A 13,980-nucleotide genomic window follows, 5' to 3' on the forward strand; every position below is an offset into this window, starting at 1 on the left:
AGGGTTTACCATGCTTGAAGTGACGGTTACCATTGCGATATTTAGTTTTATTATGGTTGGAGTACTTTCTTTTATTGCCTCAAGCTACCAATCCTATTTTAAACTTAACGATCGCACCTCAACCTTGAGTAAAGGTCGGAGTGCAATGGAACGTATGTTAAAAGAAATTCGAGGTGCGCGTGAAAGTTCCCTTGGCGCTTATCCAATTAATTCAGCTACGGCAAATGAATTCATCTTTTACGCAAATATTGATAGCGATGATCTCACTGAGCGTGTTCGCTACACGCTGAGCGGAAGCACGCTATCACGTGGTGTTATCAAGCCTGTCGGCACTCCTCTCCAGTATCTCCCTGCAAATGAAGTTGTGAGTAATCTCGCGACTGATATTTATAACGGCGCAACGCCAACCTTCGCCTATTATGATGACACCTATACCGGCAGTGAAGCTGCACTTAGTTTTCCAGTAACTGCAACAAATGTGCGTTATGTGCAATTTACCTTAAAGGTTGATGAAACGCCCGGTTCACCTCCCGAAGCTGTTGAATTAGTCTCCTCGGCAACTATTCGAAATTTAAAAGATAACCTCTAGTGAAAATTCCTCGATTACAAAATCAGAGCGGAGTTGAACTCATCATGCTGATTGTGATGAGCGGTGTGTTGCTTTCCATTTTCACGGCTGGATTTCTCCTAATTAATGCAGAAAAGCGTTTAACTATCCGATCAGCCGATCGTGAACGAGTGCACGCTATTGCGGAGGCGGGTATTAATTATTACCGTTGGCATTTAGCACATAGTCCAGAGGACTATACCGATGGCGATGATATTTTACTTGATGATATTTCTCGGGCAGGATATACCGAAGCCTATCTCGACCTTGGCTCTCAATACTATAGCGATGCCACATCCACATTACTTAGTATTCCCGCCTCTCTCGACCAGGCTCTCTGGTTAAGGACAAAACAAGCTGATGCTGCAGACACATCTGATTCCTTTTTGAGCTTTTGGGTAAATCGACCAGTTATTGTCTCTATTGGTTACGATAATCGTGGTACGGCTCCAACTTGGCTAAGCGGATCATTCACCGACTCTGGCCAACAAATCCAAGTAAGTGATGCTGGGGCATCTCCGCTGCGTGTTTGGCAAAAACAATTCTCAGCTGGCTCCAGCGTACTTTTAGGTGGTAATCTAGCCTCTGGAGCAAGTGGCGCACTCTCCATGTACACGATTACACTCACTCCAGTCGATTCAAGCGGTCCGTTTATTCATCCCTATACTGATTTTGATGGAAATGTGATTGGAAGATATAGCATCACTGTGACACCACCTAGCCTAGGTAGCACGATTACCACCGTGAGCTCTACAGGCTACTTATTAAGTAGTGAAAAAAGTACACGAACGATAATTGCGCGTTTTGGCATCCCCTCTTTATCTGAGTATGCAGTTGTTGCCAACGATGTTATGCGTTTTGGTGAAGGCACAGAAACCTTTGGCAAGATACATTCTAACTATGGCATTCGCTTTGATGGACTCGCGCATGGACTTATTACGAGCGCATGCAGCACTTATGATGATCCAGATCATAGCGGCCCACAGGAGGATTGCGTACATACTCATCAGCCAAATCCTAATACTGTTTTTGAGGGTGGACGTGAATTTCCCGTTGCCCCAGTAGACTTCAATGGCATCACGGGTGATTTAGCAACCCTGAAGACTGCTGCACAAGAACCAAGCGGCGTATACTTATCCCCCTCAGGAGTCCAGGGCTATCATATAACACTAAAAACGAACGGGACAATGGACATGCGCCGTGTAACATCTCAAGCGAGCTGCTTATACCGCAGTGGATCATGGCATGCCTATCCTGATGTATTCTCAATTGGAAATCAAAGTAATTTTACTTACGAAGGTGGGAGTTCTCTCAATGTACCTTTCCCGGCTAATGGAATAATTTTTGCTGAAGATAATATTTGGATCGATGGAAGTATTGATAATGCAAAACTTACTATTGTTGCCGCAGAGGAGCCTCTGGCCAGTGGAAATGCAAACATTATTGTAAATAATGATCTCCACTACACAAATGAAGATGGCACGGATACCATAGGGCTTATTGCTCAAAATGACTTTCATATTGGCTTCTACAGTGAGGATAATTTAGAGATTGATGCTGCGATTATCGCCCAAAAAGGACGGGTGGGTCGTCCCTACTATGCCGACTATGGTTTGCCAAATAACCGCTATAGTCCAAATGCATGTGGAGACTATGTCCACAGGGATACCGTCACACTTGATGGCTCAATCGCTACTAATGAGCGATATGGATTTGCCTACACTGACGACACTGGATATCAAAACCGAAATTTGTATTTTGACGATAATCTCATTTTTGGTCCTCCCCCCTTATTCCCGACAAGCGGAGAATACGTTATGATTAGTTGGGAAGAACAATAGTATGCCACTACCTAATTTCTCAAATGCCTTTGGTTTAGAAATACGTGACACGGAAATACGCGTGGCACAGATTCACCGTCATGGAAAAAAGCTCTCTCTTTCTTCTTATGGTTTTTCGCAAATACCAAACGGCGCAATGGAGCGAGGAGAGATCCTTAAATCTGATCAAGTAAAGTTAGCTATCCTCAACGCGCTTAAGTCACCTGTTGGGAAAAATTTTAGCAGTCAGTATGTAGTATGCGCTATTCCTGAGCAGCACGTTTTTACCACAGTCATCACTCTGCCGGCAAAAAAAAGTATTGAGAAAGACGACGTACAAGCTGCTGCACTACAGCAAATCCCCTATCCATTAGAAGATATTCAACTTGACTGGACTTTGGTAGATAAAGACGCAAAAACAAATTATATCCTTGTAGGGGCTGCCCCAAAAAACATAATTGCTGCGTATACTCAGGTACTTCGATCGGCGAATCTTATTCCAGTCGCTCTAGAGCCTCAGTCATCATCCATAGCGCGCGCTCTACTGACCTCACATGACGCACAAACCCCAACCATGGTGCTGCACTTTGGACAAAAGCTCCTTACTATCTTTATCGTAAATAAAAACGTAGTATATTTTTCATCCTCTACGCCTATTTTTTCAGGTGAATCGATTATCAGTCTACTCAGTAAAAAGCTTGATTTAAATGCTGATAAGGCACGGAAGGCTGCTCAGTTATTCGGATTACAAGCCAAAGAAGGAAAAGGCGAGGTGCGACGCGCACTTCTTCCTGAAATAAGTGCCTTAATGGAACATATTGAACAAATAAAAGAGTACTCAAGTAGCCACTTACCCGCTCCGGTGCATAACATCAGCACCATGCTAGTAACCGGAGAAATGAGCTCACTGCCTGGCCTAGCTGAATACCTACAGGAAGAGCTGCGCATACCAATTCAGCCAGGCTTACCTGGTGAGCGATATCAGCTTGAGATACCACAGAAGGAGCTTACATCGCTTGATCTGCAGTCCTCTGCTACGGTCTTAGGATTAGCTTTGCACGAACTCGCATGAAATCACTTAACTTTCTATTTCAAGAAGATCGCCAGGCCCTCCAAAGAGCTTATCAAGAGTTGCGTTTTCAGCACACGTCTCTGCTTATTGTATTAAGCGTTGGACTCATTTCCGGACTTGTTTGGGGTACCAACCAGCTCCTTCATGTACGCATTCAACAACTTGACGATGAAATCCAATCCACCCAGCAAACCGAACTCGTGCAGCAAACTACTGCCGCTGAATCAAAGGTGCGTGAGTTTAATACTCTAGTAAAGTTTTTTAGTGAAGAGACAGAACTCATCTTTCCCCTCAGTGATCGTGTTGCTGAAATTAGTAAGATAATTCCCACAGGAATAAAAGTAGATCAACTTAGCTTAAATATGAATGCAAAACAGCTTACCTTAGCTGGCAGCGCAAGCAACCGTGATAGTTACCTTTCCCTACGTGATGCACTAGCAAACACTGGATGGTTTGAGAGCGTGGAATTACCAATTACAGATCTACTTAGCCGGGAAAATATCCGCTTTACGCTGCAGACTGATTTAACCGATGAGTTTTTTAACATAAGCAAATGAAACTAGCCGGACAAAAAACTCGAGTTTTCATTATAGTCGAGCTTGGTATTTCACTCGCCTTGCTGCTACTCATCATTTTACCAAGCTGGCAAAATATTGAAGGAAGTAAAAAAACAATAACAGAACGTCGCGTCACTCAGGCTGAGACAAATCAACTCACCGAGCGATCCAATGATCTTATCCAACGTAGCGGAGAGCTAGAGGGCAAAATTAATACTCTGCAGGATCGCCTTATCAGCCCTGCCACTGCACTTGATTTCCTCACCCAGCTAGAATCTACCGCCTCCGCTTCAAACGTTGTATTGGATGTAAAAAGCTTTGACCAGCCTAGCGCACAAAAAAAGGAAGGGGCGCTTAGCTTGTCAGCCATTGGCAGCTTCAGTGAGGTGCTTGGCTTTATTCATGAAATTGAACGCTTAAATTGGCTCCTTCAGATAGAGAACGTCAGCTTCTCCCCTAGTGCGGCTAATAACCGCAGCCAATCAGATACAGACACGGGTAACGCAGTGACGCTCAGTCTCGAGGCGTCTACCTTCTGGAAGGAATAATACTATGACACTTTCTCTCTCCTCACTCTCACAAGCCACAAAACGTTTCCACGGTCTCTTACTGAGTCTTTTTGTCCTGGTGCTGGTAGGCGCACTTGGTTTCTTCCTCTATAGCAACATTTATCAAACCCTTATTCAACCTCAATCGCTTGACTCTATTCTCACTGAACGAAAGCAAACCAAGATTCTAACGAGTGAATACGACGACCTTATTATCAGAGATCAAGAATGGAGAGCGGCCCCTAAGCCCGCAAACGCGGTTGATATATTTCATCGTTAGGAAAACTTGACGAAAATACAGTATATGTGATAGTTTCCCTCAAGTTAGCACTTATTTGTGACCTATGGCCCATACTAAATCTGGAGGTTCCACTTCGCTAGGACGCGATTCCGCTGGTCAACGACTAGGAATGAAGCGTTTTAGTGGACAGCGTGTCCGTGCTGGTGAAGTACTTGTACGTCAACGTGGCACTCACCTCCGCCCTGGAGTAAACGTCCGACGAGGCAATGATGATACTCTGTACGCTGTTACCAGCGGAACAGTGCAAGTAAAACAGCGCAAAGTCCGCCTGTTTAATAACAAGTTAGTTGCTCGACGTTACGTTTCTATTCAGGCTGAATAACTGATAGCAAAAGCAAAGGTAGTCCGACGGGCTATTTTTGTTTTGCCAAGCATGCCCGGACAAACGCTGCGAACAAGGGGTGAGCCTGGGTAGGTCGAGTCAGAAATTCTGGATGAAATTGCACTCCAACAAAGAATGGGTGCCCGGGTAATTCTACAATCTCTGCCAAGTCCTTTTGCGTATAGGTACCAGAGACAAGCAATCCAGCTTTCTCTAATTCAGGTCGGTATTCATTATTCAATTCGTAGCGATGACGATGTCGCTCAAGTATTTTTTGCGTTCCATACGCTTTTGCCGCTACGCTATCCTTTTTTAGCTTACAAGGATATTCACCCAAGCGCATTGAACCGCCGTAATCCTTGTGTTTTAGCTTTTCCTCTTGCTCCGGCAGTATATGAATGACTGGATGTGACGTTTTTGGATTAATTTCCGTGGTATTTGCATCCTTCCACCCTAATACGTGGCGAGCAAATTCCACTACAGCTAATTGCATGCCATAGCAAAGACCAAAATACGGGATTTTATGCTCTCGAGCATATTGAATCGCTTTTATTTTTCCCTCAATACCCCTACTGCCAAATCCACCCGGAACAATTAATCCATCAAGCTTATCAAGTCCACGCAGTTTTGAGCTATTTTTTTCAAATTCGCTCGAATCTATCCAAACAATTTCAGGCTTGGCATGTACTGCCCAAGCGGCATGCTTAATTGACTCAATAACTGATATATATGCATCGAGCAGGGTGAAATCGCCGCTACCAAAGTACTTACCAGCTATACCAATTCTCACCTTTTTCTTCGGATTCTCGATTTTTCGATTTAGGGACTTCCAATCTGCTAAATCATTCTTGCGGGCTTTTAAGCCAAAGTTATTTAATATCTTATCTGCCAAATGCTCCTTTTCGAAATTCAAAGGAATCTGGTAAATACTCGATACATCAGGCGCGGAAATGATATCCTTGGCCGGAACGCCTGTGTTCATGGCTATGCGCTCTCTGCGTGGAGCATCAAGTGCATGTGAGCCTCGAGCCAAAATAAAATGCGGCTGTATACCTGCTGAATTAAGCGTTCTCACCGCATATTGCGTTGGCTTCGTCTTCATTTCTCCTAGATTTCCAGGAATAGGGAGATAGCTTACTAGTACGTACTGCACATCACCTGGCTGCAATTGGCTTAACATGCGAGCAGCTTCTAGGAAAAGCAAATTCTGATACTCGCCAACTGTTCCGCCAATTTCAATAAGTGCAATCTCAGCCTTACTCTTCTTCACTGCTTCACGGATGCGGCGAATGACCTCATTTGGAACGTGTGGCACAACCTCTACCTGCTTGCCTCCAAAAGCCAAATTACGCTCAGCCTGGATGAGTGACAGGTAAACCGAGCCCGTGGTCATGTAGTTTGTCTTGGTAAGCTCAGTATTCAAAAAACGTTCGTAATTTCCAATGTCCTGATCCGTTTCCATGCCATCCTTGGTAACAAAAACTTCCCCATGCTCAGTCGGATTCATAGTACCTGCGTCAACATTAACGTAGGGATCTATTTTAAGTGAGGTAACGCGATAACCCTTACGCTGCAATAAAAGTCCGATCGATGAGGTGGCAACACCTTTACCTAAGCCAGAGAGCACGCCTCCCATTATAAAAACATACTTGGTGGATTTTTTTGATGTGCTCATTGCTGGACCTTAATAATAATATGAAGCGACCCTTTGAGGGAGTTAATTTGCCAATCAATATTTTGCTCGCCAGCATTTTTAAGATGCTCTGGAGTAATACGGAAATGTTCAGGCACCCGAAGAGTAAGCTTTTCTTGTAAAGCCTTACGTATATCTTGTGCCCCTAAGCTGCCGTATAAAGTGCCGTCGCTATTTCCTTTTGCAAGCAGTTCAAGGGAGCTTTTTTCTATGGCCTGCTGGAGCTTTTTCAGTTGAGCATGGTTTTTTACTTCCTCATCTTTTTGCTTCTTCGCCTTCTCCTTTGCTTGAGCAATCGCTTCTGGTGATGCCACCTTGGCTAAATTCCTCGCAAACAAAAAGTTGCGGGCATATCCGGGCTTCACATGGTGAATTTCCCCGGCTTTTCCAAGCCCTGGTACTGAAGCTATGAGGATAACGTCCATACTTGAATTCATGCGCATTTTAGCACATGATGTGCAATCTGAAAAAGCTTCGCGCTATTTAGGCTATTTCGCAGCCTTTTTACTACTCACTAGGAAAAAGTGTCTGGAGGGCCGCCTCTAATTGCGGATCCCGGTCATTATCATAATCGTCCTGGGTGAGCTCAACGTTTTGATCAGGATCTAGGCCTGATTGATCAATCGAGGTCCCATTCGGAGTTAACCAGCGTGCAACCGTAATCTTTACACTTGCCCCGTTCTCTAACTGGATAAAGTCCTGGACAGAGCCTTTTCCAAAAGTAGTAACACCAACCAATTGAGAGCCGTCATCATCCCGTAATGCCCCGGCAACAATCTCAGCCGCTGAGGCTGTACCTTCATTTACCAAAACGACAACAGGGAGGTCTTTTAATTCATGCTTACCAGTGGTCGAATAACTTATGCGCTGGCCATCCCCTTTTTCTTCAAAAAGCACTGTATCGCCTTCATTGAGAAATACGCTCGCGACATCTATCCCTGCCTGTAAATAACCACCCGGGTTATTGCGTAAATCAAGCACTATGCCATCTGGAGAGTCTAATATCATATCGCTAATCGCCTCGTGCAGCTCAGCTTGCGTTGTGTCAGAAAAACTGGATATGCTTATGAATGCGTATTCTTTACCATTCTCAAGCGTTTTGCGCTCAGCTTTAACGCTTTTTACACTAATTGCATCACGAGTAATTGTTAGCGTTCGTGCATCCTCATCACCATTCTGCACAGTAACCTGAACAGTGGTATCTTTAGCGCCACGCAACATATCTACCGCTTGGGTTAAAGTAAGAAAGTCAGCTGGCTGATCATCAATAGCCAAGATAACATCCCCAGCTCGTACACCAGCTTTTGCTGCTGGTGAGTCTGGTAAAGGAGCGATAACAGTTAGTCTGTCTTTTTTAATGCCTATTTCGGCTCCAATACCTTCGAAATTTCCCTGGATGTCGCCTAAAAAGTCCTTTGTTTGTTCTGAGCTCAAATAAATCGTGTAAGGATCACTTAAGCTATTCACCATTCCAGCAATTGCGCCCTCGATTAACTCATCATTCGTTACTGGCTGATGTAGGTAATCCTGCTTTATCGTGTTCCAGACGCTTTCGAATACTGCTGTACTACTCTTTGATCCAGAAACGCGCTCTAAAGCGCCTAGGAAGCCTTCTAGAGTGTCTGGATGGGGCGTGCGAAGCCACCAGCCAAGCCCAAAGCCAATAACAAGCAAAAGTAGCCCTCCAATGAAGCGCCGCTGCCGTGTTTGCAATGATTCACTACGGAAACTATACGGATCCATTACTCGACCCTCTCAATCTGCGCACCAAGCTCACGTAAACGCTGATCAATTCGTTCGTAGCCACGATCCACCTGTTGTACATTATCAATAACGCTTTTTCCTTTTGCGATAAGAGCGGCGATAACCAAAGCCATACCAGCTCGAATGTCAGGTGACTCCATTTTTTTCGCAACCAGTGGCGTAGGACCTTCGACCACCACACGGTGGGGATCAGCCATAATGATTTTTGCACCCATACGATTCAAAATGTCGGTGTAGAAAAGTCGGCCTTCATAAATAACTTCTTGAACAAGGCTCATTCCGCTAGCCTGAGTAAGTAAAACAGTAAATGGCGGCTGTAAATCAGTATTAAACCCTGGATGTTCACGAGTTCGTAATTCAAGAGCTTGCAAGTGCTTTGCTTTATGTACAAGTACCGTGCTGTCATTTATTTCATAATTCCCACCAGCTCGCTTTAACATCGTCCAAAAGGTCGCTAAATCCTCTGGTTGCGTATCAGTAATGGCTATTTCTTCGCCAATAAGGTTTCCTAGTACTGCGAAAGTGCCTGTTTCAATACGATCAGGCATAATTCGAGTTTTTCCTCCACCTAAGCTATCGACGCCGTGAATTGTTAAGGTGTGATGTCCCACATTTTCTATCTTTGCGCCTAGGCTATTCAACCACTCACAGAGTGAAGCCACCTCAGGCTCCATAGCAGCGTTAATTATCTTGGTGGTGCCCTGCGCCATCACCGCCCCTAAAATAAGGCTTTCGGTTCCGGTATGAGAAATCCAGGGAAAGGTAAATTCACCGCCCTGTATTTTTTTAGCGCTGATATGAAAAACGTCATCTTTCTCTTCGACTTTTGCGCCTAAGGCACGATATCCATCCAAGAAAAGATCAATGGGACGCTTACCAAGAACGCAACCACCTGGAAAACTGAAGCGCACCTCACCAAATCGGGCAAGCAGCGGGGCTACACAAAGTATAGATGAGCGCAATTTAGCTGATAAGTCAGCCGGCAGCTCGCTTGTTTGGACCTCTTTAGCATTAATAACATACGTATTCTCGTGTGGATGTTGCACATCAGCACCAATAGCCCGTAGTAGGTCAGCCAAGTTATGCACATCTGCAATTTCAGGCACATTTTCTAGTGTCCACGTCTCTTTACTCAAAAGCGCCGCTGCCATGAATTTCAGGGCTGCATTTTTGGCACCACTCACTCGAATACTGCCAGACAAAGTCCGGCCACCATTAATCGTAAATTGCATCTCTTGGTGAAGTATTGTTCAATCTGCTACACTAAATTTTGCTATACATACTGTATCGTAAAGCCCCCAAACCGTCAAAGATGACCCCTAGGGTACGCCGCCTGTATTTCACTAGTGCAATAATTGCCTTTATTATCCTGGCACCATTATTCGTGTTTTATGCCAGTGGCTATAGAGTCAATTTTAGCAATTTTTCCATTTATCAGACTGGAATTCTGGTTATTTCATCCCAGCCCAAAGGAGCTGATGTTTTTCTCAATGATAAAAAACTCCGGGCTACTACCCCTATTCGCTTTAGTACTGTTGCCCCTGGTCAATACAAGCTACGGATAGAGAAAGCGGACTATCTACCTTGGTCATCGCAAATTCGAATAGCCGGAAAAGCGTCTACGGTTATTTCTGACTTACCACTTTTTTATGCCTCCCCCAAAGAAACACAACTTTGGTCAGGACCATTTGAAGCTGGACGTCTTTCAGGGGACCATAAATCAATTGTCTTAAGCACACCGACTGAGGAAGGAAATAACCTTCATGTATTAAGCCTCAATGGTACTTCACGGCAAAGTATTCAAAATATCGAGGCAGGAGAAATTAAAGACCTGCAGTGGAGCGCGCAAAAAAATTACATTCTCCTCAAAATGCTCCGGAACGAAAAAAATATCTGGCTGCTCGTAAACACCAATAGTGCGAGCACACGAGATATAACTGACTTGTTACAACAGGACGTACTGGAGACTTGGTGGAGCAAGCAAAGCGACGATTTTCTTTTTTACAAAACCTCAAATGGTTTTTATCGACTTGACATCTTTACCGGAGAATCAGAGCTCATAACGACTGATGTGGTTAGCTCTTTCCTACCTAATGCGAACGGCGGCTACTTTATTGCCTCGGATACATTCGGATTTCATATTTTTTCATATGATTCAACTCGAAGCGAGCCTGAACTAATACAAGACCTGGATAATGATGCGTACACCTTGCTCGAACAAAAAAACCAATGGTTTGGACTACTTCATACCGGGCGTCTAAGCTTGAGCCTCATTCGCAATACACCTGGATCCCCCTTACTTACCCTACCGCTTTCTGTTTCCGTGAATGCAATTGCCTGGAACCCAAATAATGATGATGAAATATTAGTAGCAGATGGCTACGAGCTTAATTTAGTCAACGTGCAAAGCGGACAAGTACAATTACTTACGCGAACAAGTCAAAACTTTGAAGATTTTGGATGGTTGCCCAACACACACATGGCATATACTTCTAACAATGGAAGAATTGAAGTGTACACCACAAAACAAGAATATCCATCACAAAGCACGCTCATTCAGAGCGCGGAGGGAAAATATTTTATAGGCGCAAGTAATGATGGTAAATCTCTACTCTTCTCTGAATTGAGAAGTGGGCAAATGTTGCTTACGCGCTACGACATTCGTTAGGACTAGGCTCCATTCCAGGAGTGCTGAGGATTTTTTTTGCAATGGTCAGCTACTAACTGTCCCGCCTGAAGTAAGCTGTCGAAGGATTCTCCGCCATCGCCCCACCAACCACGAAGGATTTGGTAGCTCATAGTCCCCTGCTGTATGTAATGATTATTTACATCGGTGATTTCTAGCTCACCGCGAGCTGACGGCTGCAGGGTTTTGACGACTTCAAACACACTACTATCATACATATATACACCAATCACAGCCAAATTAGACTTTGGCTCACTTGGCTTTTCTACTATTTGTACGAGCTTTTCTCCTTGAATTTCAGCAATGCCAAATGATTGAGGGTTTTCTACTTCTTTGAGGAAAATCTTTCCGCCCTTTTCTTGTGCTTCAAAGTCTTTTACTGCTTCTTGGATAGGATCTTCCAAAATGTTATCTCCTAGGATGACGGCCACCTTATCACCATCAGCAAAGTGCTCAGCCAAACCTAAAGCCTGAGCAATTCCACCGGCTTTTTCTTGAACTTCATAGGAAAGCCGCACTCCAAGCTCATCACCCGAGCCAAGTAGCTCTAAGAAATGACCAGCGTGTCCGCGTCCCGAAACAATCAAAATATTTGTCACTCCAGCTTGCTTCAGCGTAAGTATTGGATAATAAATCATTGGCTTGTTATACACTGCCAATAAGTGCTTATTTGTTACTTTGGTGAGTGGCGCAAGTCGACTACCAGTTCCACCAGCTAAAATAATACCTTTCATGAGATTATCCTTTCGTGGTCAAATACTCTTGTAAGGCTGCTTCCCAATGCCGCAGAGCAGGGGCTTTGGTATTTTGCAGTATAGAAATTTTTGGACGTTTGGCTAAGCGAGGAAAATCATTTGTGGCTATTGCCTCAACCGGCACATCAAGTTTTTTATAGGCAAATATTTTCTTTGCAAAATCAAACCAAGTAGTGCTTCCACTATTTACCAAATGATAAATCCCAAATGGCGCTTGTTCTCGAACTAAGCGATAAGCTGCATCAGCTAAATCTTTTGCATAAGTTGGACAACCATGCTGATCATTCACCACACGTAAAACCCTCTTTTCTCGTGCTGCAGTTAACATCATATCTACAAAATTCTTTCCATTTCTCCCATAGAGCCATGAGGTACGGATCAAATAAAATCGCGTTGTGGCTTCTTGTAATAAACTTTCACCTTGCAGCTTCGTTCTCCCATAAGCGTTTAATGGGTTGGGAGTTTCGGTCTCAGTATATCCTCCGTCTTTTTCTCCATCAAACACATAATCAGTCGAAAAATGCATCATGACTGCACCAATATCAGCACAAGAAGTTGCTATATACCCTACCGCATCTCCATTCACTTTATTAGCAACATCTTCGTGATTTTCACACTCATCAACAGCGGTATAGGCAGCGGCATTTACCACTAAATCGGGTTTTAGCTTTTTGAGTTTTTTCTTTACATCATCAGCATCACTAATATCCAGGTCTTCTTTATCCCATAAGGTGCAAGTTTCCGCGGCGAACGCTCGTTGCAGCTCAAAACCAAGCATACCTTTGGCGCCAAGTATTAAGACCTTCATGCTGAGTCTCCTTTAGTATCTCCGTACTGCTTGGCGTAGTACTCTTGATATTCGCCTGATTTCAGTGGGCGCCACCAGGCTTCATTCTTTTTGTACCACTCTACTGTTTCTTGAATGCCGTCCTGAAAAGTATAGCTTGGCTTCCAGCCGAGATTTCTCAATTTTTCACTATTTAAGGCATAGCGCAGATCATGACCTGGACGATCTTTTACCCGCTCAATACTTTCCTCACCCTTTCCTAGCTGCTTCAATAACTCAGAGGTAAGTTCAAGATTTGTGATGCGCTCTCCGGAACCGATATTATATGATTGACCTAAGTCGCCTTTCCGTAATACTAAATCTACCGCGCGAGAATGATCGCGTACAAAAAGCCATTCACGAACATTTTTCCCATCCCCATACAGCGGAACCTTTTTACCCTCAAGTAAATTGGTAATAAAAAGCGGAATCACTTTTTCGGGATAATGATGCCACCCATAATTATTTGTTGCGTGTGTGATAAGTACTGGCGTCTCGTAGGTATGCCAATACGCCATTATAAGATGTTCGGCAGCGGCTTTTGAGGCTGAATACGGACTCGTAGGTCGGAAAGGATATTCTTCACTTGCTTCCCCCTCAGCCAGACTGCCAAAAACCTCATCTGTTGATATATGCAAGAAACGGGAAACTTTTGATGCACGCATTGCTTCAAGTAGCACGTGTGTACCCATGACATCGGTGCGAAGGAAGGCCTCTGGATCATGGATTGAACGATCCACATGTGTTTCTGCAGCATAATTTACTATCACGTCGGGCTGAAAGTCTTGTATTGCCTTCTTTACTGCAAGCGCATCACAAATATCAGCCTGTACAAAATGATAGCGTGAATTATCAGCTACACTCGCTAAATTAGCTAAATTGCCGGCGTATGTGAGTTTATCATAATTTAGCACCTCATCTTCTGGATGTTCTGACAGCACAAATCGGATAAAATCCGACCCCATAAAACCAGCCCCTCCGGTCACCAATATACGCATATGTACTTAGATTAGCCTGATTTTAGGGTAA

15 protein-coding genes are annotated in these 13,980 nt (G+C 44.1%); 8 read left to right on the forward strand and 7 right to left on the reverse strand.

Features of this window, described 5'->3' with window-relative positions; translation table 11 throughout:
• Nucleotides 1-10: 10 nt before the first annotated feature.
• From H6760_02050 to rpmA, 7 genes are all read left to right on the forward strand, one after another.
• The gene (locus H6760_02050; protein USN53929.1) at nt 11-589 is read left to right on the forward strand and encodes a hypothetical protein; all 579 of its coding nucleotides are present in this window, start codon (nt 11-13) and stop codon (nt 587-589) included.
• Nucleotides 589-2,448, forward strand: coding sequence for a hypothetical protein (locus H6760_02055; protein USN53930.1), 1,860 nt, complete (start codon nt 589-591; stop codon nt 2,446-2,448). The genes H6760_02050 and H6760_02055 overlap by 1 nt, the downstream gene beginning before the upstream one ends.
• Before the next feature lies 1 nt (nt 2,449).
• Entirely contained in the window at nt 2,450-3,499 is a 1,050-nt protein-coding gene (gene pilM, locus H6760_02060) for a pilus assembly protein PilM (GenBank protein USN53931.1), read from the forward strand.
• On the forward strand, nt 3,496-4,056 hold the full coding sequence (locus tag H6760_02065) for a PilN domain-containing protein (GenBank protein USN53932.1): 561 nt from the start codon (nt 3,496-3,498) through the stop codon (nt 4,054-4,056). The genes pilM and H6760_02065 overlap by 4 nt, the downstream gene beginning before the upstream one ends.
• Complete coding sequence (locus tag H6760_02070; GenBank protein ID USN53933.1) at nt 4,053-4,604, forward strand: hypothetical protein; 552 nt, start codon at nt 4,053-4,055, stop codon at nt 4,602-4,604. The genes H6760_02065 and H6760_02070 overlap by 4 nt, the downstream gene beginning before the upstream one ends.
• Nucleotides 4,605-4,608: 4 nt before the next feature.
• Entirely contained in the window at nt 4,609-4,884 is a 276-nt protein-coding gene (locus H6760_02075) for a hypothetical protein (protein ID USN53934.1), read from the forward strand.
• Nucleotides 4,885-4,948: 64 nt separating this feature from the next.
• On the forward strand, nt 4,949-5,227 hold the full coding sequence (gene rpmA / locus H6760_02080; GenBank protein ID USN53935.1) for a 50S ribosomal protein L27: 279 nt from the start codon (nt 4,949-4,951) through the stop codon (nt 5,225-5,227).
• Nucleotides 5,228-5,258: 31 nt separating this feature from the next.
• Here the strand turns inward: rpmA and H6760_02085 are convergent, their stop codons facing one another.
• The 4 genes from H6760_02085 to murA form a co-directional block, all read right to left on the reverse strand.
• Complete coding sequence (locus tag H6760_02085) at nt 5,259-6,902, reverse strand: CTP synthase (GenBank protein ID USN53936.1); 1,644 nt, start codon at nt 6,900-6,902, stop codon at nt 5,259-5,261.
• The gene (gene rplI, locus H6760_02090; protein ID USN53937.1) at nt 6,899-7,345 is read right to left on the reverse strand and encodes a 50S ribosomal protein L9; all 447 of its coding nucleotides are present in this window, start codon (nt 7,343-7,345) and stop codon (nt 6,899-6,901) included. The genes H6760_02085 and rplI overlap by 4 nt, the downstream gene beginning before the upstream one ends.
• 82 nt (nt 7,346-7,427) lie before the next feature.
• The gene (locus tag H6760_02095; protein ID USN53938.1) at nt 7,428-8,663 is read right to left on the reverse strand and encodes a S41 family peptidase; all 1,236 of its coding nucleotides are present in this window, start codon (nt 8,661-8,663) and stop codon (nt 7,428-7,430) included.
• Nucleotides 8,663-9,916, reverse strand: a complete 1,254-nt coding sequence (gene murA / locus H6760_02100; protein ID USN53939.1) for a UDP-N-acetylglucosamine 1-carboxyvinyltransferase — start codon at nt 9,914-9,916, stop codon at nt 8,663-8,665. The genes H6760_02095 and murA overlap by 1 nt, the downstream gene beginning before the upstream one ends.
• An 80-nt stretch (nt 9,917-9,996) precedes the next feature.
• Between murA and H6760_02105 the strand changes: the two genes are divergently transcribed.
• A complete protein-coding gene (locus tag H6760_02105; protein USN53940.1) occupies nt 9,997-11,352 on the forward strand; it encodes a PEGA domain-containing protein in 1,356 nt (451 codons plus the stop codon).
• A 2-nt stretch (nt 11,353-11,354) separates the two neighbouring features.
• Here H6760_02105 and H6760_02110 read toward each other — a convergent pair whose 3' ends face one another.
• Genes H6760_02110 through rfbB form a run of 3 tightly spaced genes read right to left on the reverse strand, consistent with a single transcriptional unit; the run spans nt 11,355 to nt 13,949 of the window.
• The gene (locus H6760_02110) at nt 11,355-12,104 is read right to left on the reverse strand and encodes an NTP transferase domain-containing protein (GenBank protein ID USN53941.1); all 750 of its coding nucleotides are present in this window, start codon (nt 12,102-12,104) and stop codon (nt 11,355-11,357) included.
• 4 nt (nt 12,105-12,108) lie between these two features.
• The gene (gene rfbD, locus H6760_02115; protein ID USN53942.1) at nt 12,109-12,933 is read right to left on the reverse strand and encodes a dTDP-4-dehydrorhamnose reductase; all 825 of its coding nucleotides are present in this window, start codon (nt 12,931-12,933) and stop codon (nt 12,109-12,111) included.
• Complete coding sequence (gene rfbB, locus H6760_02120; protein ID USN53943.1) at nt 12,930-13,949, reverse strand: dTDP-glucose 4,6-dehydratase; 1,020 nt, start codon at nt 13,947-13,949, stop codon at nt 12,930-12,932. Before rfbB ends, rfbD begins: the two co-directional genes overlap by 4 nt.
• Nucleotides 13,950-13,980 lie beyond the last annotated feature (31 nt).

This window comes from Candidatus Nomurabacteria bacterium (assembly GCA_023898465.1).
Classification (GTDB): Bacteria; Patescibacteriota; Patescibacteriia; order HK-STAS-PATE-3; family HK-STAS-PATE-3; genus HK-STAS-PATE-3.

Excerpts from the sequence above, each read along its gene's own strand:
- pilM (USN53931.1), top strand. The coding sequence starts at position 2,450 with ATGCCACTACCTAATTTCTCAAATGCCTTTGGTTTAGAAATACGTGAC.
- rfbB (USN53943.1), bottom strand. The coding sequence starts at position 13,949 with ATGCGTATATTGGTGACCGGAGGGGCTGGTTTTATGGGGTCGGATTTT.
- H6760_02110 (USN53941.1), bottom strand. The coding sequence starts at position 12,104 with ATGAAAGGTATTATTTTAGCTGGTGGAACTGGTAGTCGACTTGCGCCA.
- H6760_02105 (USN53940.1), top strand. The coding sequence starts at position 9,997 with ATGACCCCTAGGGTACGCCGCCTGTATTTCACTAGTGCAATAATTGCC.
- H6760_02070 (USN53933.1), top strand. The coding sequence starts at position 4,053 with ATGAAACTAGCCGGACAAAAAACTCGAGTTTTCATTATAGTCGAGCTT.
- H6760_02095 (USN53938.1), bottom strand. The coding sequence starts at position 8,663 with ATGGATCCGTATAGTTTCCGTAGTGAATCATTGCAAACACGGCAGCGG.
- H6760_02065 (USN53932.1), top strand. The coding sequence starts at position 3,496 with ATGAAATCACTTAACTTTCTATTTCAAGAAGATCGCCAGGCCCTCCAA.
- H6760_02085 (USN53936.1), bottom strand. The coding sequence starts at position 6,902 with ATGAGCACATCAAAAAAATCCACCAAGTATGTTTTTATAATGGGAGGC.
- rfbD (USN53942.1), bottom strand. The coding sequence starts at position 12,933 with ATGAAGGTCTTAATACTTGGCGCCAAAGGTATGCTTGGTTTTGAGCTG.
- murA (USN53939.1), bottom strand. The coding sequence starts at position 9,916 with ATGCAATTTACGATTAATGGTGGCCGGACTTTGTCTGGCAGTATTCGA.
- rplI (USN53937.1), bottom strand. The coding sequence starts at position 7,345 with ATGGACGTTATCCTCATAGCTTCAGTACCAGGGCTTGGAAAAGCCGGG.
- H6760_02075 (USN53934.1), top strand. The coding sequence starts at position 4,609 with ATGACACTTTCTCTCTCCTCACTCTCACAAGCCACAAAACGTTTCCAC.
- rpmA (USN53935.1), top strand. The coding sequence starts at position 4,949 with ATGGCCCATACTAAATCTGGAGGTTCCACTTCGCTAGGACGCGATTCC.
- H6760_02050 (USN53929.1), top strand. The coding sequence starts at position 11 with ATGCTTGAAGTGACGGTTACCATTGCGATATTTAGTTTTATTATGGTT.